This is a genomic window from Cellulosimicrobium sp. PMB13, from assembly GCF_051294865.1.
Lineage (GTDB): Bacteria > Actinomycetota > Actinomycetes > Actinomycetales > Cellulomonadaceae > Cellulosimicrobium.
Genome location: NZ_CP145910.1, coordinates 1,157,531 through 1,179,372 on the forward strand (window position 1 = coordinate 1,157,531; position 21,842 = coordinate 1,179,372).

Annotated in this window: 18 protein-coding genes; 6 read left to right on the forward strand and 12 right to left on the reverse strand. The window is 74.6% G+C overall.

Going from position 1 to position 21,842, the window contains the following annotated elements:
* Positions 1-3: 3 nt before the first annotated feature.
* The 8 genes from V5D56_RS05475 to V5D56_RS05510 form a co-directional block, all read right to left on the reverse strand.
* Positions 4-1,827, reverse strand: a complete 1,824-nt coding sequence (locus V5D56_RS05475; RefSeq protein ID WP_435738042.1) for a hypothetical protein — start codon at positions 1,825-1,827, stop codon at positions 4-6.
* Between the two features lie 127 nt (positions 1,828-1,954).
* On the reverse strand, positions 1,955-2,389 hold the full coding sequence (locus V5D56_RS05480) for a VOC family protein (RefSeq protein WP_435738043.1): 435 nt from the start codon (positions 2,387-2,389) through the stop codon (positions 1,955-1,957).
* A gap of 67 nt (positions 2,390-2,456) precedes the next feature.
* Positions 2,457-2,927: a helix-turn-helix transcriptional regulator gene (locus tag V5D56_RS05485; RefSeq protein WP_435738044.1), complete on the reverse strand. Its 471-nt coding sequence runs from the start codon at positions 2,925-2,927 to the stop codon at positions 2,457-2,459.
* Positions 2,924-4,240 (reverse strand): CoA transferase, encoded by a 1,317-nt coding sequence (locus V5D56_RS05490; RefSeq protein WP_435738045.1) that lies wholly within the window; start codon positions 4,238-4,240, stop codon positions 2,924-2,926. The genes V5D56_RS05485 and V5D56_RS05490 overlap by 4 nt, the downstream gene beginning before the upstream one ends.
* 39 nt (positions 4,241-4,279) lie before the next feature.
* Positions 4,280-4,528: a hypothetical protein gene (locus V5D56_RS05495; RefSeq protein WP_435738046.1), complete on the reverse strand. Its 249-nt coding sequence runs from the start codon at positions 4,526-4,528 to the stop codon at positions 4,280-4,282.
* 171 nt (positions 4,529-4,699) lie between these two features.
* Entirely contained in the window at positions 4,700-6,337 is a 1,638-nt protein-coding gene (locus V5D56_RS05500) for a family 10 glycosylhydrolase (RefSeq protein WP_435738047.1), read from the reverse strand.
* Positions 6,338-6,411: 74 nt separating this feature from the next.
* Complete coding sequence (locus V5D56_RS05505; protein WP_435738048.1) at positions 6,412-7,968, reverse strand: arylsulfotransferase family protein; 1,557 nt, start codon at positions 7,966-7,968, stop codon at positions 6,412-6,414.
* A gap of 54 nt (positions 7,969-8,022) precedes the next feature.
* Positions 8,023-9,375: a glycoside hydrolase family 6 protein gene (locus tag V5D56_RS05510; RefSeq protein WP_435738049.1), complete on the reverse strand. Its 1,353-nt coding sequence runs from the start codon at positions 9,373-9,375 to the stop codon at positions 8,023-8,025.
* A gap of 261 nt (positions 9,376-9,636) precedes the next feature.
* On the opposite strand from V5D56_RS05510, the gene V5D56_RS05515 reads away from it, so the two are divergent.
* Complete coding sequence (locus V5D56_RS05515; RefSeq protein ID WP_435738050.1) at positions 9,637-10,050, forward strand: PadR family transcriptional regulator; 414 nt, start codon at positions 9,637-9,639, stop codon at positions 10,048-10,050.
* Complete coding sequence (locus V5D56_RS05520; protein WP_435738051.1) at positions 10,047-11,243, forward strand: hypothetical protein; 1,197 nt, start codon at positions 10,047-10,049, stop codon at positions 11,241-11,243. The genes V5D56_RS05515 and V5D56_RS05520 overlap by 4 nt, the downstream gene beginning before the upstream one ends.
* A 134-nt stretch (positions 11,244-11,377) precedes the next feature.
* Here V5D56_RS05520 and purB read toward each other — a convergent pair whose 3' ends face one another.
* On the reverse strand, positions 11,378-12,856 hold the full coding sequence (purB, locus tag V5D56_RS05525) for an adenylosuccinate lyase (RefSeq protein WP_435738052.1): 1,479 nt from the start codon (positions 12,854-12,856) through the stop codon (positions 11,378-11,380).
* A 207-nt stretch (positions 12,857-13,063) separates the two neighbouring features.
* Between purB and V5D56_RS05530 the strand changes: the two genes are divergently transcribed.
* Positions 13,064-13,375 carry a hypothetical protein gene (locus V5D56_RS05530; RefSeq protein ID WP_435738053.1) on the forward strand — a complete coding sequence of 104 codons (312 nt, stop codon included), beginning with the start codon at positions 13,064-13,066 and terminating at the stop codon, positions 13,373-13,375.
* Positions 13,372-14,997, forward strand: coding sequence for a hypothetical protein (locus V5D56_RS05535; protein ID WP_435738054.1), 1,626 nt, complete (start codon positions 13,372-13,374; stop codon positions 14,995-14,997). Before V5D56_RS05530 ends, V5D56_RS05535 begins: the two co-directional genes overlap by 4 nt.
* Before the next feature lie 10 nt (positions 14,998-15,007).
* Here V5D56_RS05535 and V5D56_RS05540 read toward each other — a convergent pair whose 3' ends face one another.
* The 3 genes from V5D56_RS05540 to V5D56_RS05550 form a co-directional block, all read right to left on the reverse strand.
* Positions 15,008-15,397 carry a phage holin family protein gene (locus V5D56_RS05540; RefSeq protein ID WP_435738055.1) on the reverse strand — a complete coding sequence of 130 codons (390 nt, stop codon included), beginning with the start codon at positions 15,395-15,397 and terminating at the stop codon, positions 15,008-15,010.
* A gap of 75 nt (positions 15,398-15,472) precedes the next feature.
* A complete protein-coding gene (locus V5D56_RS05545) occupies positions 15,473-15,781 on the reverse strand; it encodes a PAAR domain-containing protein (RefSeq protein ID WP_435738056.1) in 309 nt (102 codons plus the stop codon).
* Between the two features lies 1 nt (position 15,782).
* A complete protein-coding gene (locus tag V5D56_RS05550; RefSeq protein WP_435738057.1) occupies positions 15,783-17,150 on the reverse strand; it encodes a COG1470 family protein in 1,368 nt (455 codons plus the stop codon).
* Positions 17,151-17,327: 177 nt separating this feature from the next.
* On the opposite strand from V5D56_RS05550, the gene V5D56_RS05555 reads away from it, so the two are divergent.
* A complete protein-coding gene (locus tag V5D56_RS05555) occupies positions 17,328-17,954 on the forward strand; it encodes a LuxR C-terminal-related transcriptional regulator (RefSeq protein ID WP_435738058.1) in 627 nt (208 codons plus the stop codon).
* Between the two features lie 132 nt (positions 17,955-18,086).
* Entirely contained in the window at positions 18,087-21,839 is a 3,753-nt protein-coding gene (locus V5D56_RS05560) for a hypothetical protein (RefSeq protein ID WP_435738059.1), read from the forward strand.
* Positions 21,840-21,842 lie beyond the last annotated feature (3 nt).

The following is a 21,842-nucleotide window of genomic DNA, read 5'->3' on the forward strand; positions in this document are numbered from 1 at the left end:
CGGCTACTTCTTCACGATCTCGACGGTGCCGGGGAACTCGTCCGTCCCCGCGCGGCTCATGATCGTCGAGACGCGTTCGAGCATCACGTCGCCTCCAGCGCCCGTGCCGGTGCCGCCACCGGTCGTGCCGTAGAGCGCGTCCGCGAACTCGGTCGGGGTGCGCACGGTGGGCCCGCCGGGTGTGAACGCGTCGCCCTCGTAGACGAGCTGTGAGATCGGCCCGCTGCCCGGAGTCGCCTGGCTCGCGGCGAGGTCCCGGAGCTCGGCCATCTGCGTCGGCGTGAACGTGATCCGCACGGTGCTGCCGGGTGAAGCGCTCGTACCGTCGCCGAGGGCCAGGTTCGGGTTGTTGACCCACGAGTCCGTCGACTCGGTCGCGCGGAACACGTACGCGTCCGTGCTGCGGGACGGGACGATCTCGCCGTCGGTGCCGAGATGGTGCGAGTAGCTGCGCTCGACGCCGCCGGAGAGGGCGACCTGCCCGTGGTGGTCGCTCGTCCCGTCGGGGTTGAGGATCGTCACCCCCGAGCCGCTCGAGCTGACCTTGTCGTGGACGTACTCGAGGAGCGGCGTCTTCAGCTCGACCGAGCTCCCGGACGAGAAGTCGTACGTGCTGTACGTCGTGGTGCCGGAGACGCCGTCGGCCGGGTCGGCGGGCAGCTCGCCGGTGACGAGGAAGCGGTCGTAGGCCGCGCGTCCCGCGTCGCTCGACAGGTCCAGCGTGGCCTCGCCGAGCTCCGCGCTGCTCAGCTCGTTCGACCGCCCGACCATCGCCGACCAGTCGTCACCCGTGCCGATGCCGAACTTCTCGGTGAGCGACATGCTCTCCGTGTCGCCGGTGGTGATCCGCACCGTGTCGCCCTCGAGCCACTCGACGGTCGTCGTGACGCCGGTCGCCTCCTCGCCGGACGACTCCGACCGCAGCAGGTCGTAGCCGAACGAGAGCTCGTCGGACCGGTACGCCTCGCCGTTCAGCGTGATCCGGGTGCCCGGCGGGTACGTCTCCGGCGCGAACGGGTCGATCGTGCTCGGGTCGAACGCGGTGCCTTCCGGCACCCGGACCTCGAAGTCGAAACGCCCTCCGCCCGTCGCGGACGCCTCGGCGTCGACGCGCCAGAGCGACACGTCGGTCTTCAGGGTCGACGACGCGTCCGCCGACAGCTTGTACACGTCGAACCCGTCGTCGTTCTTCACCGAGCCCACCACCTCGACCCCGGACTCCAGGGCGAGGACGCCCTCCACGGGCGACTCCACGCCGGGGCCGGAGATCTTCCCGCCGACCTCCACCCCGTCCTGGCTCAGTCCGACGTGGGCGTCGCCGGGGAGCTTGATCTCCCCCTCGATGCCGCCCTCGTCGATCGTCACGCTGCCGCCACCGTTCTCGAACGCGTGCGTGGTGTCGCCGACCGCGTCGAGCGCGTCGCCCTCCCCGGGGATCAGGTGGTCGACGGCGCGCGCGGCGGCCTGCGCACCGGCGTCCGGCCCCCGCCCGTCCGGTCCGCCGTCCGCGGTCGAGGGGGCGGTCGTCCCCCCGGTCGCCCCGCCACCGGTCGCACCGGCCGCGCCGCCGCTCGCGCTCTCCTGCTCGTCGGCGTTGCGTCGGAGCACGGTCGCGTAGTCGGCGAGGACGCGGCACGCCTGCGCGAGCGCGCGGTCCGCCATCGACGTCCATCCGCCGCGCATCTCCGCGGCGTCGGCGCCCTGCCACCGCGAGCCCTCGATCGCCTCGGACAGGAGCCCACGGGTCGTCTCGAGATCCGTGTAGCCGCGCTCGAAGCTCTCGGCGAGCGACCGCAGCCCTGCGACGTCGGCACCGTACATCCCCATGGACATCCCCCTGGACCCCGGGCCCGACCCGCGTGTCAGGTCGAGCGCTCCGGGAGACTACCGCCCGACGGTCCGGCCCGGGAGGCACAGAGCAGGGGAGATGTACCCGTGAGTCGTCGCGACCACCTCAGGCGTCGACGGCGACCCGTTCGGTCAGGCTGAACCAGTTGCCCGAGTCGTCGACGAGCACCGCCTCGACGCCGTACGGGCGGCGGGCGGGCGGCTGGCGGAAGGTCACCCCGCGTGCGCTCAGCTCCCGGTAGGCCCTCTCGCAGTCGTCGGTCTCCAGGACTCCGACGCCCATCGTGCCCTGGGCCACGAGGGAGCGGAGCTGCTCGGCGGACGCCGGGTCCCGACCCATCGCGCAGTCGGAGAGGATGATCGTGCGCGTCGGGTCGCCCGTGGGCCCGACGGTGAGCCACCGGAAACCGGCACCCGCACCTTCGAACTCGGCGCCCATGGAGATGTCGTCGCGGAGCTCGAGCCCGAGCACGTTCGTGTAGAACTCCTTCGCCGAGTCCTGGTCGAGCACGTAGACGGTCGTGTGGGACAGCGTGAGCACGGGTCGCTCCTCTCGCGGCGGTCCGCCGCACGTCGGTCGCGGCCGGGCGGCCGCCTGTCCCTCGACGCTACGGCGCGACCACGTCCCGAGGCTTCTCCGATCGTGCGGTCCCGGCCCCGGTCCCGGTCCCGCCCGACCGCGGCAGACCCCACGCGAGGGCGAAGCACCCCGGGACCGGTGGCGGCCCGCCACGCCGCACGTGCTCTGCGCGGTACGCGGTGGGGGACGCCCCGACGATCTCCGTGAACCGTGCCGAGAACGTCCCGAGGCTCGTGAAGCCGACGGCGTGGCACACCTCCGTCACCGTGAGGTTCGCGGAGCGCAGCAGGTCCTTGGCGCGCTCGACGCGCCGCGCCGCGAGGTAGGCGATCGGGCTGGCGCCGAAGGCGCGCGAGAACTCCCGCGCGAAGTGGTACGACGAGTACCCCGCGACGGCCGCGACGTCGGCGAGCGTCAGCCGCTCGGTGAAGCGGGCGTCCATGTGGTCGCGCGCCCGGCGCAGGTGCACCGCGACCTCGGCCGGGACGGGGGTGCTCACGACCGCCACCTCGCCTCGTCCGTCCCCCAGGCGCGCGCCGGGGCCGGGTAGTCGTCCACGGCGTCGGGCCCGAGGTGGTCGAGCGCCGGGCGGGTGGTCTCGAGGGCCGTCGGTCGCCCGTCCACCCGTACCTCGTGCCCGACGACGCACCGCGCCCCGGGCGCGCGCGGCACGTCGTGCGCGGGGTCGCGCCCGGGCGCGCCGAGCAGCGCGGTCGCGGTGCGGGCCAGCGCGCCGTCGACGTCGCGGCCGCGCCCGTCCGCCGCGCGGTCGGCGAGCGCCGCCACGACGGCCGCCGCGACGAGGTACCCGGTCGCGTGGTCGAGGGCCTGGGCCGGGAGAGCGCCCGGCGTCGCCTCGCCCGGCGGACCCGTCGTGCCGTCGCGCGAGCCCTCGACGAGCGCGATCCCGCTCGCGGCCTGGACGATCGAGTCGAACCCTCGCCGCCGTGCCCACGGTCCGTCGTCCCACGCGGCGACGCGCGCGACGACCGCGCCCGCCGGCGGACGCAGGCCCAGCCGCTCGACGGCGCCGGGCCGGTACCCGGTGACGAGCACGTCCGCGCGGTCGAGCAGGTCCTGCGCGCGCGCCAGGTCGACGCGCTCGCGCAGGTCGAGCAGCGCCGACCGCTTGCCCTGCCCCGTGTCCAGGTGCTGCCAGCCGATCTCCGGCGGGCGCGGCGGGTCGACGCGCAGCACGTCCGCCCCGAGCAGCGCGAGCGTGCGCGTCGCGACCGGACCGGCGATGACGCGCGTGAGGTCGAGCACCCGGACGTCGGCGAGCGGCCGGGGACCGGGCGCGAGCGGCCGGCCAGGCCTGGCGTCGTCGCGCACGCGCGAGCGGACCGGGTCCGCGGAGCCCGCCCCGCGGCCGTCCGACGTCCGCCACTCGGCCTCCGTGCGTACGCGCACCGCGATCGCGCCGACGTCTGCCGCGCCGTCCTCGACGTCCTGGGCCGACCGGTCGGCGAGGCGTCCGACGAGGGCGTCCCGCGTGGTGTCGTCGGGCAGTGCCAGGAGGTGGAGCAGGCGCGCGCGGTGGTGCGGGTAGTTGGCGTGCGTGCGCACCCAGCCGTCGGCGGTGCGGAAGAAGCCGGACAGCGGGGCGAACCCGTCCACCGGCGCGCCGTCGAGCCGCAGCAGCCGGTCGCTCGTGAACGCCGCGGCGACGCGCTCGGGATCGGGCGCAGGTCCCGGCTCGCGCCCGCCCGCCCGCGCTGCCACCTCCTGCACCGCGCGCACGGACGCGAGGGCGAGGTCCAGCACGGGCAGCGTCGCGGCGAGGTACCCGTCGGGAGCTGTCGCGGCGTCCACAGCGCGACGGTACGACGAGCGGTGCGAGCCGGCCAGCGTTCAGCCGGCGAGGAGGTCGGCGAGGCGGTCGAGGACGATGCGGCCCGCGGGCGGGACGCGGTGCGCGTCGGCGGGGGTGATCCAGGCGAGCTCGCCGGGCTCGACCTTGCCGCCCGGCATGAAGAACCGGTCCTTGCCCGTCGTCCGCACCGCGAGCAGCCGGCCGTCGCGGACGTGCACCCACCCCACGGTGCGCAGAGGTGCGGGTCTCGGGGAGTCGGGGGCCGGGGCGAGGTCGTCGAGCGTCACGGGCGATCGTGCCATCCCCGCGGACGGGGTTCGGCGTCGGGTCCGCGGGACCCTGCCCGACGGCGCGTGGTGCACCCAGCGCGACCACGCGCCGTCGGAGGCCCTCCTCGCGCGGCCCCAGTTCCGGCGAGGAGGAGCCGCCCCCGCCGACGAGGCCGGGGGCGGAGATCGTCAGACCGAGCGGACGTGGCTCGGCCGGGACTCGTTCCACACGCGATCGAGGGCGGTGACCGCGTACGTGTACGTCGTGCCCGCGACGGCGGTCGCGTCGGTCCAGTGCTGGACCACGTGCCCGCTGCTGCGGACGGTCGCGAGGAGGTGCGTGGGGTCCTCCACGTCGATCGTCCGCGCGTCGCCGTCGACACGATAGACGGCGAACGACGTCGCCGCCGTCCGGCGCGAGCCCGTGTCGTTCCAGTGCAGCGCGACGCCGCCGTCGGTCCGCCGGGCGCTCGCCAGCACCGGGACGCGGACGCGGGTCGCGGGCAGGTGGGGCATCGCGGGGACGATCGCGGGGTGGCGGTAGTGGTCGGCGCGCACGCGCGACATGGATCCCTGCGGGTCCGCGGGGACGTGCTTCGCCGAGAAGTAGACGTTCCCGTGGACCGGGTCGTCCTGCTCGTGGCAGAACGTGACGTGGTTCGAGAGCTCCGCCGGGTCCGTGAAGACGCCCGACGTCACCTTGTACAGCGCCTCGCCGATGTACAGGTGCGTGCCGGACTGCGCCGCGACGTCGGCCCACCATGGGACGAGCTTCGCGTAGTCGGCGACGGTGAGCCCGAACTGCCAGTAGATCTGCGGGTTGACGTAGTCGAGCCAGCCCTCGAGGACCCACCGGCGCGTGTCGGCGAACTGCATGTCGTAGGACTGCGAGCCGCCCGTCTCGGAGCCCCGCGGGTCCGTGGCCCTGTTGCGCCAGATGCCGAAGGGGCTGATGCCGAACTTGACCCACGGCTTCGTCGCCTTGATGCGCTCGGAGATGCTGCGCACGAACTCGTCGACGTTGTGCCGGCGCCAGTCCTCGACCGTCGTGAACCCCTCGCCGTACGTCGCGAACGTGTGCGCGTCGGGGATCGTCTGGCCCGCGACGGCGTACGGGTAGAAGTAGTCGTCGAAGTGCACGCCGTCGAGGTCGTAGTGCTCGACGCTGTGCAGGATCGCGGTCTGGATGTGCTCCTGCGCCGCGGGGACGCCCGGGTCGAAGTACAGTTTGCCGCCGTACGCCCAGACCCATTCCGGGTGCTGCCGCGCCGGGTGCTCGGGCACGAGCCGGGACAGGTCGGCCTGCATGGAGACGCGGTACGGGTTGTACCAGGCATGGATCTCGAGGTTGCGCTCGTGCGCCTTCTCGACGACGAACGCGAGCGGGTCGTAGCCGGGGTCCTGGCCCTGCGTGCCGGTGAGGTACTGCGACCACGGCTCGTGGGGGCTCGGCCAGAACGCGTCCGCGGTGGGGCGCACCTGGACGAACACGGCGTTGAGGCGGAAGTCCCGCGCGACGTCGAGCCAGTGCAGGAGCTCGGCCTGCTGCTGGTCGGCGGGGAGGCCCGCGGCGGAGGGCCAGTCGATGTTGACGACGCTCGAGATCCACATGGCGCGCAGCTCGCGCTTGCGGAGCGTCGTGCCCGACGTCGCGGCGCGGGTGGTGCCGGCGGGTGCGGTGAGCGCGGCGGCCGGCGCGAGGGAGCCGACCGTCACGGTGAGGGTGCTCGCCGCGACGCCGGCGGTCGCGAGCGTGAGGAACTGGCGACGGCCGACGCCGGCGCGTTCCGAGGTCGGCGGTGCAGGAGTGGGGGCGTTGAGCGTCATTGCTGTGATCCTCCGGTCGGACGAGCCTGTGTGGAAGATACTTTCACAGTGACGACACTCTGTGAAGGTTTCTGTCAACCGGCCTCGCCGGTCGACGCCACCCCCGTGCCCAGCACCGCCCCGTCCGCGCCGAGCGCCTCCACCGCCACGTACGCCGCGCCGTCGGGCACGGGGGCCAGCGCCGTCTCGAAGCCGTCGCGCGGCGCCTCGGCGACCGTCTCGACGTCCTGCGCGGACGGCCCGGCGACGAGGCGCCACGACGCGACCTCCGTCGCGCCGTTCCAGCTCGCGTACGCCGTCCCGCCGTCGACGACCACGGCCGGCGGGTCCGCGGGCGCGCCCACCCAGCCGTCGAACCGGTAGGCGCGGTACGACTCGCCCGCCTCGATCGGCATCTCCCGGACGAGCGTCCCGTCCGCGGTGTACTCGCTCGTGAGCCGGGCATCGCCCCAGCCGATCACCACGTTCCCGTCCTCGAGCACCTGGAGGTTGCCCTGGCTCCCGGCGAGCAGCGTGGGGTCGGAGGGCAGCCACTCCTGCGCGACGGTCGCGGTCATCGCGTCCGTGTCGAGGTCGAGCCGCAGGCCGCGCGAGCGCTCGCCCACGGGCGGGTCCGCCTGGTTGTCGAACAGCGTGAGCGTGCCGTCGTCGTGCAGCTGCGCGTCGTGCTGCCACGCGAACTGCGCGCCCGTGCCGTCGTCGTCGCCGTCCATGGCGAAGTCGCTCGACGTGCCGCCGAGCACCCACTCGACCTCGCCCGTCTCGCGGTCGACCCGGTAGACGGCGTGCGTGTTGCGCGCCGACAGGAGGAGGTCGCCGTCCGGCGTGAGGGTGGCGCTGTTGACGTGGAACCAGTCGAACGGGTCGTCCTCGGAGCCCTTCGGGGCGTCCGGGTCGGCGTCGGGGGCGGCCTTCGTGTCGGTCAGCTCGACGTGGTCCGACGCGCGCCACTCGAACAGGACCTCGCCCGTCTCGACGTCGACCTCCTGCACCACGTTCTCCCACGCCCAGCCGTCCTCGTCGCCCCCCACGTCCGTGAGGTCCGTGGGCTCCGCGACGTAGGCGAGCAGGAGCATCGTCCCCTCGGGGGTGATCGTCGCGTCGTGCATGTCGGCGTTGCCCGGACCGACGTCGCCGCCCGTCGTCACGCGCGCGATCTCCGTGTACGACGCGTCCAGCACCACGATGTCGCCGAACCCGTGCCCGACGAAGTCCGACTGTCCGACGTAGTACGTGATGACCGGCTCGCCGTCGAGCTCCTGGACCCGGACGTCGTACGCCGCGGTGTCCTCGGGGGCGATCCACACCGGCTCGCCGTCGGCGTCGACGAACAGCGGCCCCTTCTTCGGCGCCTCGGTCCGCTTCGGGGCGAGGACGTACAGCGCGTCGTCGTCCTCGGCCGGCGCCGCCGGGCCGCGCGTCACGGGCAGGACGGGCGCGACGAGATCCGTCGATCGGAACCGGTGCACCGCGGGCGGCGCGTCCTGGCCGGCCGTCTCCTCCGCCGTCGGGGCGGACGGCGAAGGAGACGGGTCGCGGCCCTCCTCAGGGCCGGTGCAGGCGCTCGCGACGAGCGCCGTCGCGGCGGCGGTGGCGGTCAGGGTGACGAGGTGGCGGTTCCGGCGGTGCATCCTCCGAGCGTCGCGCAGGGACCTGTGAGTCGCCAGACAGCCGACCGGTGCGCGCTACCAGGCCGCGTTGCGCGCCAGCTCGAGCGCGACGTCCTGCCACCACTGCCCGGCCGGCGGGCCGCCGTTGCACGACCCGTCGCTCTCGCCGGGGAGCTTGACCCACAGGAGGGCGTCGAGGTGCGTCGAGTCGTCGACCGAGGTCGGCCGCTCGCCGAGCGCCCGGCCGCGCGGGTTGCACCACTCGCCGTTGGAGCCGTTGCCGTTGCGCGACGTGTCCACGACGAACGGTGCACCCCCGAGGATCGCCGAGACCTGCTCGCCGTAGGCGCGGGACTCGGCCGTCGTGCGGTAGTTCGACGTGTTGAGCGCGAACCCGACCGCGTCGTCGAGGCCGATCTGCTGGATCCGCGCCGCGGCCACGGACGGGCTGAGCCAGGCCGAGTGGCCGGCGTCGAGGTAGACCCGGGCGCCGGCGTCCGTGAGGATGCGGGCCGCGTCGCGCAGCATCCCGACGCGGTCGCCCTGTCCGGAGCAGTCGCCGAGCTGGGCGAGAGCGTCCGGCTCGAGGACCACCCACGGCTCGCCGACGATCCCCGACGCCACGGTCTGCACCCAGCTCCGGTACGCCGCCTCGGCGGTGCCGCCGCCCGAGTGCGAGCCGCAGTCGCGGCCCGGGATCGCGTAGATCGTCAGCAGCGGCGTCGCGCCCTCGGCGGCGGCCGCGCCGGTGTACGCCGCGACCTTGGCGCGCGACACCTGGGCGTCCGGGTCCGTGACCCACGTCGACTGCGGCGTGAGCGCGATCTTTGCGAGCAGGTCCTTGTCGGCGCCCGACGCGGACTGCCACGCCTCCCAGGCCTGGGACGTCTCGTCGACGTGGAACGTGACGTCGCCCGGCTGCTCCGTGGGCTCCTCGGTCGGTTCCTCCGTGGGCTCGTCGGTGGGGTCGGGCGGGCCGTCGTCGCCGCACGCGACGCCGTCGAGCGTGAAGTTCGTGGGCACGACCGGGGCCGACACGGCCGTGCCCACGAAGCCGAAGGACGCGCTGCCGCCGGTGGCGAGCTGCCCGTTCCAGCCCACGTCGCCGACCGTGACGTGGCCGCCGTCGCGGGTGAGAGCGCCGTTCCAGAGCTGACTGATCCCCTCGCCGGCGGGGACGTCCCACGCGAGATCCCAGCCGGAGCGCGCGGAACCGAGGTTGGTGACCGTCACGTCGGCCTGGAAGCCGCCGTTCCACGAGCTCGTGACGCGGTAGTCCACGGCGCACGCGCCGGGCGCGGCAGCGGCGCTGCTCGCGAGGGTCGTGCCGATCACCGCCGTGGCAGCGAGCGCGGTGACGGTCGCGGCCACGGTCGCGAGCGTCGTCGTCCGCGAGCCGCGCCGGGTCGCGTGAAGGGTGGGTCTCATGATCAAGGCTCCGTCGCCTCGGGGTCAGGACGTCGCCACCGTAGGCGGGCGCGGAGCGACCCCCTAGAGCCGAAACGTTTCGGATCGGCGTGCCCCGTCGTGCCCCGTCGTGTCGCGTCGCCGAGCACGGGGTAAGCCACCGCCGACCACGGGGTCGGCCACCGAATGCGGCGGGATCCGGTGGACAACCCCGTTCTCGGCCGCGGGCCGCTGCGGTGTGTCGAGGATCCATAGTCTTGTCACGAAGGTATGTTTGCCGACATGGCATCGAAGCCCCTCCAGGAACCCGCGTTCCTCATCCTGTCCGCGCTCGCGCGCGAGCCCCTGCACGGCTACGGCATCGCGCAGGACGTCGCGTCCAGCTCAGACGGTCGCATCACGCTGCGCGCCGGGACGCTCTACGGCGCGATCGACCGGCTCGTCGCCGCCGGTCTCGTCGAGGTCGACCACGAGGAGGTCGTCGACTCGCGGCTGCGCCGGTACTACCGCCTCACCACCGAGGGTGGCGAACGCCTCGACGCCGAGGCCAGGCGCGCCGAGGCGCAGGCGCGCCGGGCGCTCGAACGTCTCGGTGCCCGACGGCGCGCGGCCGGCCCCGCCGGTCCCCGCGCCTCGGCGCGTCCCGGGGCCGGTGGCGTCTCCGGGCGCGCCGACGGCGGGGTGGTGCCGGCATGAGCGGCGTCGATCCCCGAGGCACCGCTCCGGGCCCGGCCGCTCAGGTGTCGGCCGCTCCGGGCCCGGGCAGTCCGGGTCCGACGGCGTCGCACGCCGAGCCACTGCCCGCCGCCCCGGTCCTCGTCCGGGACTACCGGCGCCTGGTGCGGCTCTTCCCGTACACGTACCGCCGCGCGCACGAGGCGGAGATGCTCGGTCACCTGCTCGACGGCGCGGCGCCCGGCCAGACACGCCCGTCACGGGCCGAGCGGTGGGACCTGCTCCGTGCCGCGGTCCGCGAATGGCTGTTCGCCCCGCTCGGCTCGACGGCGCGGCAGCGCCGCGACGGGAGCGCGCTGCTGCTCGTCGTGCTCATGCTTCTGCTCGCGGTCCAGGCCGCGCGTGAGCTGTCCGCCGCGATGCTGTTCCTCGGCAGCGAGAGTCGTCACGAGGCCCTGCGGATCGCGGACGAACCGTTCTGGGTCGGGGTGAACGCCCTGATCTCGGTCCCGCTCGCCCCCGCGTGGCTTGCGTGGGGGCTCTGCGTCGGCGCGCTCGCCGTCGGACTCTCGAGGACGGGGGCGGCGCTCGCCGTCGCCGCGACGATCGCCGGAGCCGTCGCGGTCGGGGGCCTCGTCTCTGCCGAGCGGGTGTACCTGGCGTACGTGAGCGCAGGCTGGGTCGTCGCTCTCGCCGCCTTCGCGCTCGTCGTCGCTGACCGCGCGCGCCTGGATGTGCGCGTGATGACGCTTCGCACCGTCGCCGTGACGATGTGTTCGGCCGCCGTCGCGGTCAGCCTCCACGCTCTCACCGCGCCGACCGGTGCGAGTCTCTGGGCGAACTGGATCACCGTGGGGAACGTCTCCTGGATGCTCCAGGACCTGCTCCGCCCAACGTTCGTCGTGCTCGGTGCCTTGCTCCTGTGGGATCGCACACGCCAGTCGGTCCCCGTGCTCACCGGAGTCGCCACCGCTCTGCTCCTCGGCCGCGAGCCGTTCTTCTGGTCGGGGAGCTTCCAGATAGAGAGCGTCGACCTCGGGAACGTCCTTGCGCTGCTCGGGGTCTCGCTCGGCGCGACGGCGGCCACCCGGTGGGTCGTCAACCGGCTCGACGAGCTGCAGGACGCCCGGGCCTCGCACCGCGCCCTGCTCGCCGCGACGGGCGGGGTCGCGGACCCGCGCAAGCGACGCCCCGGCGAGCCGACCGCCGTCTGACGCCGCGCCGTCGGGCACCCGCGGCCCAGCCGGGCCGCCCACCGACGAGCACGCGGTCGGCCACCGTCGAGAACGGGATCAGCCACCGGATCCAGGACGATCCGGTGGCTGATCCCGTGTTCGGCGCGCGGCGGTCAGGCCAGGTAGTCGGCCACGAGGCGCTCCGCCAGGCCTGTGTACGTCGCGGGGGTGAGGTCGGAGAGGCGGTGCGCGACGTCGTCGGGCAGGCCGAGGCCGGCGACGAACTCGCGGAGACGGGCCGCGTCGACCCGCTGGCCGCGCGTGAGGTCCTTGAGGCGCTCGTAGGGGTTCTCCATGCCGGGCACGCCCGCGACCGACGCGGCGCGCATCGCGGACTGGATCGGCTCGCCGAGCACCTCCCAGTTCTCGTCGAGGTCGGCCGCCATGAGGTCGGCGTTCGCGGCGAGGGCCGTGAGGCCGCGGCGCACGTTGTCGATCGCGAGGAGCGAGTGGCCGAACGCGGGGCCGATGTTGCGCTGCGTGGTCGAGTCCGTGAGGTCGCGCTGGAGGCGCGAGGTGACGAGCGTCGCGCCGAGCGTGTCGAGCAGCGCGCACGAGATCTCGAGGTTCGCCTCGGCGTTCTCGAACCGGATGGGGTTCACCTTGTGCGGCATGGTCGACGAGCCGGTCGCGCCGGGCACGGGGATCTGCGTGAAGAACCCGAGCGAGATGTACGTCCACACGTCCGTCGACAGGTTGTGGAGGACGCGGTTGAAGCGCGCGACGTCGGCGTACAGCTCGGCCTGCCAGTCGTGCGACTCGATCTGCGTGGTGAGCGGGTTCCAGGTCAGGCCAAGACCCTCGACGAACGCGCGCGAGACCGCGGGCCAGTCGACGCCGGGGACGGCGACCGTGTGCGCGCCGTACGTGCCCGTCGCGCCGTTGAGCTTGCCGAGGTACTCGGCGCTCTCGATCCGCCGGAGCTGACGGCGCAGCCGGTGCGCGAGGACGGCGACCTCCTTGCCGAGCGTCGTCGGCGTGGCGGGCTGGCCGTGGGTGCGAGAGAGCAGGGGCACGGCCGCGAGCTCGCGCGCCATGTCCGCGAGCTGGTCGACGAGCGCGGTCGCGGCGGGCAGCCACACGTCCGTGACCGCGCCGCGCACCATGAGCGCGTACGACAGGTTGTTGACGTCCTCGCTCGTGCACGCGAAGTGGACGAGCTCACCGGCGCCCGGGAGCACGGTGTCCGCGCCGAGCGCCTCCGGTGCGGCGGCGAGACGGCGCTTGACGAAATACTCGACGGCCTTGACGTCGTGCACCGTCTCGCGCTCGATCGCGCCGAGCTCGGCGATCTCGTCCGCACCGAACGTCGCGGGGACCTGGCGCAGGTACGCGACCTCGGCGTCCGAGAGACGCGGGGCACCCGGCACCACGGGACCGTCGGTCACGCCCGGGACGCCGTTGCACAGAGTGATCAGCCACTCGACCTCGACGTGGACCCGCTCGCGGTTGAGCGCGGCCTCGCTGAGGTGGTCCACGAGCGGGGCGACGGTGCGGCGGTAGCGGCCGTCGAGCGGTCCCAGCGCGATCGGCGGCGTGACGTCGGCGAGGGACGTGCGGGCAGGGGCAGCTGCGGCAGGGTTCTCGGGCACGCCCCTGATTCTCCCACGCGTGCCCGACGGCGGTCCGCGCCTCCCGAGGGGCGGTCGCCCGCGACGTGAGCCGGGACATGGCCAGGAGCGGGCGATCGACCCCACGGGCGACGCCTGGCCGTGCACAGGCCTCGGGAACGACGGTCCCGTCCACAGCCTCGGCAGGACTCCGGGAGCGGCGCCCGGGACCTTCCTAGTCTCCGGTGCATGCGAAGCACGGACCACGCGCCCCCGACCTGCCAGGTGTCCCCGTACGGGCCGCTCGTCGACCCGACCCCGGCGCTGCGCGCCGCCGGGGAGGACGTCGGGTTCACCCGCTGGCGCGTGGGAGCCGCGCCGGCCTCGGACTGGGCGGGGCCTGCCGCCGACGGCTACCGGCAGGCCCTCGAGGACGCGGTCGCGCTCGCCGTCGCTGCGGGGCCGCTGGTCGACGACGCGGTCGCTGCTGCCGACCGGTACGTCCGCGCGCTCGACCTGGAGCACGAGCAGGCCCTCGCCGCCGCACGGAGCCTCGGATGAGCGGCTCCGGCGACCCCACGGCGACGATCGTCGTGACGGGCGGGCCGGTGACCGCCGTCGACACGGAGCAGATCCTCGGCCAGGCGGCAGTCGTCCGGTCGGCGGCGGACCTGGTCCGCTCGGCGCGGGCACGGTGCCGCGACGCGTGCGAGAGCCTGCGGTCGGCACCGTGGCGGTGGGCCGCGACCGTCGGCGAGTTCGGGACGGGGCCGGTGCTCAGCGCGCACCCGGTCGCGGCGCCCGGCAGCACGAGCGCCCACGAGCGCGACGCGGCGCTCGGGGCCGTCGAGGTGCTGGACGTGGCGCTGGGCGAGCTGGAGCGACTGCTGGACAGCATCGAGGTGCGCATGCTCAAGGCGTCGGGGACCTACGTCAGGGCGGAGGCCGAGGCCTGGCGGGCGCTCGGGTGGGTGGCAGACATTCCGCTCGTGGGTCTGGAGGCCGCACTCGTGGCGGGCCACGTCGCGTTCCTCGAGGGCGTCCTCACAGGGGACGGTCTGCCGTGGGGTCGTCTCGTCACCGGGGGCGGGCCGCTGCACGAGCGAGCCATCGCCTCGACGGGTGCGCTCCTCGGCCTGCTGGACCCTGACCGGGGCCTCTTCGAACGTCCGACGGTGGCGAACGGCGCCTCCGTGCTGCGGCTGCTCTCCGAGGGCTGGCGCGGACTGTTCCACGACCGCGTCCGGGTGGAGCGGCTCGGGCCGGAGCAGTCCCCGGGGCCCGGGCTCATGCCGCCACCGCGGACGGCGCAGGACCTGCTGCGCCGCGTCGACACCGTCTACGGCGTGGGCGAGGACAACCCGCTGCCCCACTCGGCGATCGCGCTGGAGAAGATCGTCCACGACGACGGCCGCGCGACCTGGGTCGTGACGATCCCCGGCACGCAGCTCGGGTTGTCCAGCATCGGCACGGCGTTCTCGATGACGTCCAACTACGACCTCATGGAGGGTGACGAGCTCTCGGACGGCACGGTCGGCACCGGCGTTGCCGACAGCACAGCCCTCGTCCTCGCGGCGCTGGAGGGCGCCGAGGTCGGTGCCGACGACGAGGTGGTGCTCGTGGGGCACAGCCAGGGTGGCATGGTGGCCGCGTCGGTGGCCGCGCTGACCGCGGGCTCTGCCGGTGCCTCGCCGCGGTACCGCGTGACACACGTGGTGACGGCAGGGTCGCCGATCGGCGGGCCGCCGCTGCCGCCCGGCGTGCTGGGGACGCACGTCGAGAACCGTCAGGAGGGCGTGTCGGGCCTCGACGGGACGCCGAACCCGGCGACAGCGAACCAGGTGACCGTGTCGCGCGACCTCGACTGGCTGAGGGGGAACGAGACGCAGGAGATCCCGCACGGCGTCGAGCACCACGTGGACACGCTGACCGACGCGGAGGGCATCGGGCACCCCGGGCTCACGGCTCACCTCGATGCGCTCGAGGCGTCGTTGGACGGGCAGCGGGAGGAGGTCGTGTACTACCGCGGCACGCTGGAGCTCGATCCCGAGGCCGTGCTGGACCGGATGACGCCGTTCGGGCCCCTCCTGCCGGACCCGTCGGACGTTCTGGGTCTCGGCGGGTCTGGTGCTGCCACGGTCGTCGCGCCGGGGCCGGCGGAGCCGTCGTCGGAGGTGCGGTGAGCAGCGACGGTCAGCGGTCCTTCGACTTCGGCACGACGGCCGAGACCGCGAAGTTGATGAGGCCGATGATCAGGGCTGCGAGCAGCGCCCACCAGAACCCGCCGATGATGCGGATGCCCCAGTCGGTCTGCTCGGTGATCCACGCGGTGAGCATGAGCATGAGCGCGTTGACGACGAGCGAGAACAGGCCGAGCGTGAGGATGTACAGCGGGATCGACAGGATCTGCACGATCGGCTTGATGACCGCGTTGACGAGGGAGTACAGCAGCGCGACGACGAGGATGATGACGAGCTTCCCGCCGGCGGTGTCGGAGCCGACGATCTGGAAGTGGTCGTCGATGAACAGGCTCGTGAGCCAGATGGCGAGAGCGGTGACGAGGACGCGGACGACGAAGCTCATACCCGGCATCCTGCCACCCGGTCGTCCCGGCCACACGGCGGCTTGCCGCCGTCGTCTCGCGCTGCGGCGTCCGGCTCAGCCGCCGACGATCACCGTGGGACAACCCGGACCGACGACCTTCCCTCCGTGGACGGTCGTGTCGCCCACGCGCGCCGCGGGGAGGTTGCCGACCAGCACCGTCAGGCTGCCGACCGCGATCCCGTTCGGGGCGGGCGACACGCACACGACGCCGGCGCCGTTCGCGACGGCGGCGGGTCGCCCGCCGACGAGCACCGTCGGCACGCACGCGGCCGGCGTGACGGGACCGCCGACGTGCGGCTTGGGGCCGTCGGACAGCGGGCACACGACCTGGTCGCCGGCGCACGCCGCGGGTCCGGTCGGCATCTCAGGGCTGCGTGCCGGTGGCCGGGCTCTCGCCGGCGGGGCTCTCGGTGGCCGCTGCGTCCGGGGTGAACATCGTCCCGCCGACGTACATCGAGGTGTCGCACGCGGTGGGCGGAGGGTCCATCCCGAGCGGCGCGCCCGGCTGGCGGCACGTCACCTCCATCGTCAGGACGGAACCGGCCTCGAAGGTGAGGGGCGACTGGAAGTGGTAGTCCAGGTCGCGGAAGTTCTCGAGGGCGAAGTCGAGGAACACCTCGTCGTCCTGGGAGACGGTGAGCCGCCCGAAGTCGCCCTGCGGGTTCGAGAGGATGATGTCGTCGATCGTGAGCGTCGAGCCCTCGGGCACCTCGAAGGGGACGGCGTCCGTCTGCCCGCCGGCCGGCTCGACCTCGAGACGCTGCCGGACGGGGACCGACGTGCCGGACGGGGGCACGAACTCGGCGACGGCCTCCTCGGTGTCGGCGAGCGTCGTCCCGGCCTCGGTCGCGGCCACCTGGGCCTGCGACGCCGCGCCCGTCGCCTGCTGCGCCGCGCCGGCGGCCTCCTGCGCTGCCTCCTGCGCCGCGGCGGCCGCCTCCTGCGCCTGCGTGAGGTCGTCGCCGACCGCGGCCTGCGCGGCGGACGTGATCGCGGGCTTGAGCAGGGTGAACCACAGCACGACGAGGAGCGCGAGGAGGGCGAGGAGCGCGAGCAGCGCCTTGAGGAACCACTTCGGGAGGATCGCGGTCCGGACGTGGGATCCGTCGAGCGTGACGGGTACGGTGCTGTCCGCCTCGACCTGGACGACGAACGGCAGCGTCGTGTCGGGACCGCGCCAGCTCGTCGAGCGCGGCCGGACCCGGACGTCGGTGAACGCGGCGGTGCCCGCGGCCACCACGAGCAGAGGGTCCTTGACCCGGAACGTGAGCTCGTCGGTGCCGTCGGCGCAGGCCAGGAGCACCGAGACCGGCGCGTTCCCCCGGTTGTCCACCGCCACCTGGTGCTTTGCTCCACGTCGGCCGTGCGTCGTGCGGGGGACGAGCTCGGCCGTCGTGTCGAGGAAGGGCAGCACCTCGACGACGCCCTCGGGCACGACCGCGTCGTCGGGGTGCTCGAGCGGGATGACGCGCACCCCGAACTGGAGGTCTCCGGCGGGCACCTCGGCGCTGCGCGGTGCGCGGAACGTCAGTGTCGCCGTCGTGGCCGTGTCCGGGTAGAGGCCCTCGATGACCGCGGGCTCGACGACGGTCCAGTCTCCCGGGACCCCGAGCACCTCGATCTGGTACGCCTCGACGATCGCGCCGGTGTTGCGCACCGTCACGGGGACCGTGACCTCCTCGCCGGGGGTCAGCGCGATCCTCGTCGCGTCGAGGGTGGCCAGCGTTGCCATGCTCCCGACCGTAGGACGCGGGAGAGCTGGTACGCAGCGCCGCAGGGGCGGCCGATGAGGCACCCGGGCTGCCCGTTGAGTCCTTGATGAGTGCCCGGAGAGCGACCTGAGGACACTGGGTCGTCCGGGCCGGGGCCGGCCCGGAGGGCGGCGTGACGACGGGCAGGGAGCGGGACGATGGGACGGATCACGGTGTCGGTGAGCGCGCAGGACCCGATCTCCGAGGGGGGCGTGGTGAGCGCGTTGCGCCCGCGACCCGAGGTGCGGGTCCTGGGCCACGACGAGGACCCGCTGGACGCGGAGGTCGCGCTGGTCGTCGCGGACCAGCTCGACGACGAGGCCGTGCGCCTCGTGCGGACCGTCCAGCGCGGCGGGAGCGGACGGGCGGTGCTCGTCGCGGGCCGCCTGGACGAGAAGGACGTCGTCGCGGCGGTCGAGGCCGGTGTCGTCGGCATGGTGCGACGCGGCGAGGCGACCCCGGAGCGGCTGGTCACCGTGATCCGTGGCGCGGCGAGCGGTGAGGGCAGCATGCCGCCGGACCTGCTGGGCAAGCTGCTCGGCCAGGTCGGCTCGCTCCAGCGCCAGGTGCTGCAACCGCGGGGCATCACGTTCGCGGGCCTCGCGACCCGGGAGGTCGAGGTGCTGCGGCTCATCGCCGACGGGTTCGACACGGCCGAGGTCGCGCGGCACCTCGCCTACTCGGAGCGGACGGTGAAGAACGTGCTGCACGACATCACCTCCCGGCTCCAGCTCCGCAACCGGGTGCACGCCGTCGCGTACGCGCTGCGCGAGGGACTGATCTGACGCACCCGGTGCCCGATCGGGCACACCGCGCTGCACGTTCCGCGGGACGTGCGCGGGTGCCCTCGACGCCCGGTCGCGGTCCACGGTGGGCGGGACCGCACGGTCGACGTCGCCGGGCCGGGGAGGTGAGCGGTGGGGAAGATCGCCACGGGCGTCGCGCTGCTCGCCGTCGTGGGAGTCGTCGTCGGTGCCGGCGTGCTCGTGCCCGACGACGCGGCCGGCTCCTCGCCGCGTGCCGCCGCCGCGGACCCCACGGCCCTTCGCGCAGCGGCCGAGGACCTCCCCGACGCGCTCGCCGCGGAGCCGCGGGTCGCCTTCTCCCTCGGCTCGGACGGCCTCGCCACGGCCGACATGACGTTCGGGCTGGAGCTCAACGGCAGCGCCGGGTACGTCGTCGACGCGGCCGAGCTGGACGACTCGGTGGAGGTCGAGGCGGGTCACCGCCACGAGGGTGAGTCGTCGTCCTCCGGCCAGGGCGACGGGGGAGGGGCAGCCCCGCGGGCGTACGCGTTCGTCAGCACACGGGCCGAGACGCAGGACCCCGACGTCTACGTCCGCGTCCCGCCGGCCGGTGCTCCCGAGGACCTCCCCGAGGCCGGGTGGGACATCATCCGGGTGACGTGCGACGCCGCGCAGGAGACCCACCCCGTGCTGTCGTCGGACCTGACCCGCGTCGCCTACTCGACCGACGCGTCCGGCGACGCCGAGATCGTCGTCGCGGACGCCGACTCGGAGTGCGCCGGCGACGCCGCGACCGCCCTGGTGCCGGACGCCGACGCGGAGGACCTGTGGCCGGCCTGGGGCCCGGGCGACGCGAGCCTGTTCTTCTCGAGCACGCGCGACGACCCGCTGGGCGACCTGTACGCGGTCGGTGTCGAGCAGGGCGGGACCTCCGCACGCTCGGCCGACGCCGTGACGACCCTCGCCCGGGCGACGGGACCACCGGTCCGGCTCACGGACGACCCCGGTGCGGACACCATGCCGGACGTCGTCGTGGACGCGCAGGGCAGCACGCTCGTCCTGTTCACGACCACCCGGTTCCGTCCCGGCGGATCCGTCGCGTCGTTCTCGCTGCCGTACTTCTGGAGCCCGGGAGGCTCCGTGGGGCCGGGTGCCGTGTCCGACCCCTGGGCCGACGCCGACGGGGTCGCCGACGGTCCGGCCGTCGGGCGCGAGCCCAGGGCGCGGATCGTGCGGCTGGACGACACGGGTCCCGCGGTGCTCCTCGCCTACACCGCGACCGACGAGGGCTCGGGACGGACGTCGGTCTGGGTCGCGCTCCTGCGGGGGCTGGGCGGCGCGCCGGCGGTCGACGGGGCGTGGCCCGTCCCGGACCCCGGGGCGGGTGCGTCGCACCCCGACTGGGTGTCGGTCCGGCCCCTGCAGGGCGGGTTCTTCTCCGAGGAGGAGATGGTGCTCGGCAGCGCGCGGCTCCGGTTCACGGAGCGGTCCGCGTCGCGGGTCGTCGCGGACGCGCCCGCGGTCGCGTCCTCCGGGACCGGTGACGCCCGGGTGCGGCAGCTGACCGGAGGTCCTGGGTCCGCAGCGCGGCTCGACGACGCCGGGCCGGCGTACGCGCCCGACGGGTCGCGGCTGGCGTTCGGCGCCCTCCTTCCCGGGACGCCGCCGGACGGCTGGGAGACCGCGCCCCGCGAGATCGCGGTGGTCGACCCCGCGACGCGCGTCGTCTCCACCCTCGTGCCGCGGGGCCTGTACGGGCTCGCGAACCCGGACTGGTCGCCCGACGGGTCCCGGGTGGCGTACTCGGGCATCAGCGGGTCGGAGGAGAGCGTCGGCGTCGGGTGGGTGGACGTCGGGACCGGCACCGAGGACTGGACCCGCGACGACGGGAGCGGAAGGTGGGCCCCGCTGCACCCCTCGTGGTCGCCGGACGGCGAGTGGCTCGTCGCCGAGGCCGGACGGGTCGACGACGAGGACGACGTCACGCCGTACCTCGGCGTGCTCCGGACCGCGTCGCGCACGTGGACCCCGTTGACCGTCGACGTGGTCGACGACTGCTGGCGCTACAGCGAGGACGACGTGTGCGAGGTCGCCGCGGAGCAGGTGCAGGGCCGCGAGCCGGCGTGGTCGCCGGACGGGACACGCCTGGCGGTGGTCGACCTGCGGATCGGTGGGGTCGAGGTCGCGCCGGGCGGCATCTCCGTGCTGGACGTCGAGCCCGCCGACCTGACCGACGGGGACCCCGCGGACGACGTCCCCGTGGTCGTGGGTCTGAGCGCGCTGACCGGCTTCGACCACTCGGCGCTGGTCCGCACGACGCAGCCGCCCGTCCGGGAGGGCTCCGCCGAGCCCGAGCCCGGGCCGACGCTCGCCCCGACGGCCAGCCGCGCCCGCGTCGCCCTGTCCGACGGGCCCGCGTGGTCGACCGACGGCACGGAGGTCGTGTTCAGCGGTCAGCCGGCCGGGCGGCCCGACGACCGCGACCTGTACGCGGTCGCGCCGGACGGGTCCGGGCTGCGCGCCGTCCTCGACCTGCCGGCCACCCTCACGGAGCCGGACGTGCAGCCCGTCGGGGACCTGTCTCTGCGGTTGACGGCCGACCCGGTCCGGCTGGACCTCGGCACGGCGACGACGGTGACCGCGACGGTCACGAACACCGGTGGGACGGCAGCGGCGCCGACGGTCGTGCTGGTGCTGCCTCCCGGGCTCCGGCCCGGGGACCTGCCGCCCGGCTGCGTGGCGGAGCCCGGGACCGGGGCCGGCTCGACGGTCGTGACGTGCACGGCACGGAGCCTCGGGCCCGGCGCCGAGACCCGGGTCGTGGTCCCGGTGGTCGCCGAGAGGTCGGGCGTGCTCGACGTCGTGGGCGCGGTGGTGAACCCGGGCCCCGAGATCGACGTCGAGGACAACGTCCGGACCGTCTTGCTCTCCGTCACCGACCCCGATCCGGTGCCCGGCGGCGACGTCGACCTCTCCGTCGAGCTCGCCGTCTCGGCACCGCGCGCGTGGGTGGGCGGTCACGCCGTGGACGTCACCGTCACGGTGCGCAACACGGGCACGGCGACGGCGACGGACGTCGTGCTCGTGGCGGAGCACCCCGTGGGGATGTCGCCGTCGGGCACGGGGCGGACGGACGCGCCGTCGGAGGCGCCGGCGGACACCGGGCCGACCGGCCTGCCGGGCGGCGCGGAGTGCCTGGGCGCGTGGGGGACCTGTCCGGTCGCCGACCTGGCACCGGGGGCGGAGGTCACGGTCGTGTCCGCCCTCGAGCCCGTCGGCCCGGCCGAGCAGGGCACGGTGGCCGTGACGGTCACGGGCCGTACCGGCACACCGGACCCGTTCGCGCCGCTGACGTCGCCCGTGCCGTCACCGGCGCCGACGTCGGCGACGACGTCCGCGGGTCTCGAGGTGGTCCAGCCGTGGCTGCGGGTCCTGCCCGCCGTGGCCGCACCGGGTGACGTCGTGCTCGCCTACGGCGAGGACTTCCCGCCCGGCGAGGACGCGGTGCTCACGTGGTCCACGGGCATCACGTCCGCGTCGGGCCCGTACCGCGTCGGTCCGGACGGTCGGCTGAGCGTCCCCGTCCTCGTCGTGCGCAACGACGTGCGGGGCGAGCGGTGGCTGCGCGTCACGAGCGGGGACCCGCTGCCCCTGACGACGCCCCGGGTCGTGGACGCGTCCGCGTCCGACCCGTCCGCGTCCGACCCGTCCGCGTCCGACCCGTCCGCGTCCGACCCGTCCGCGTCCGACCCGGCCGCCGAGCCCGTGCCGCCGTGCCCCGGGCCGCCGGACGCCTCGCCCTCGTCCGAGCCCGTGCCCGTGCCCGAGACGTCCACGGGGGGCCCGGCGTGGTGCGAGGTCGACGGCACCGTGCTCGTCGTCACCCCGACCGTCGCCGTGCCGGACACCCAGGAACGGAGATGACCC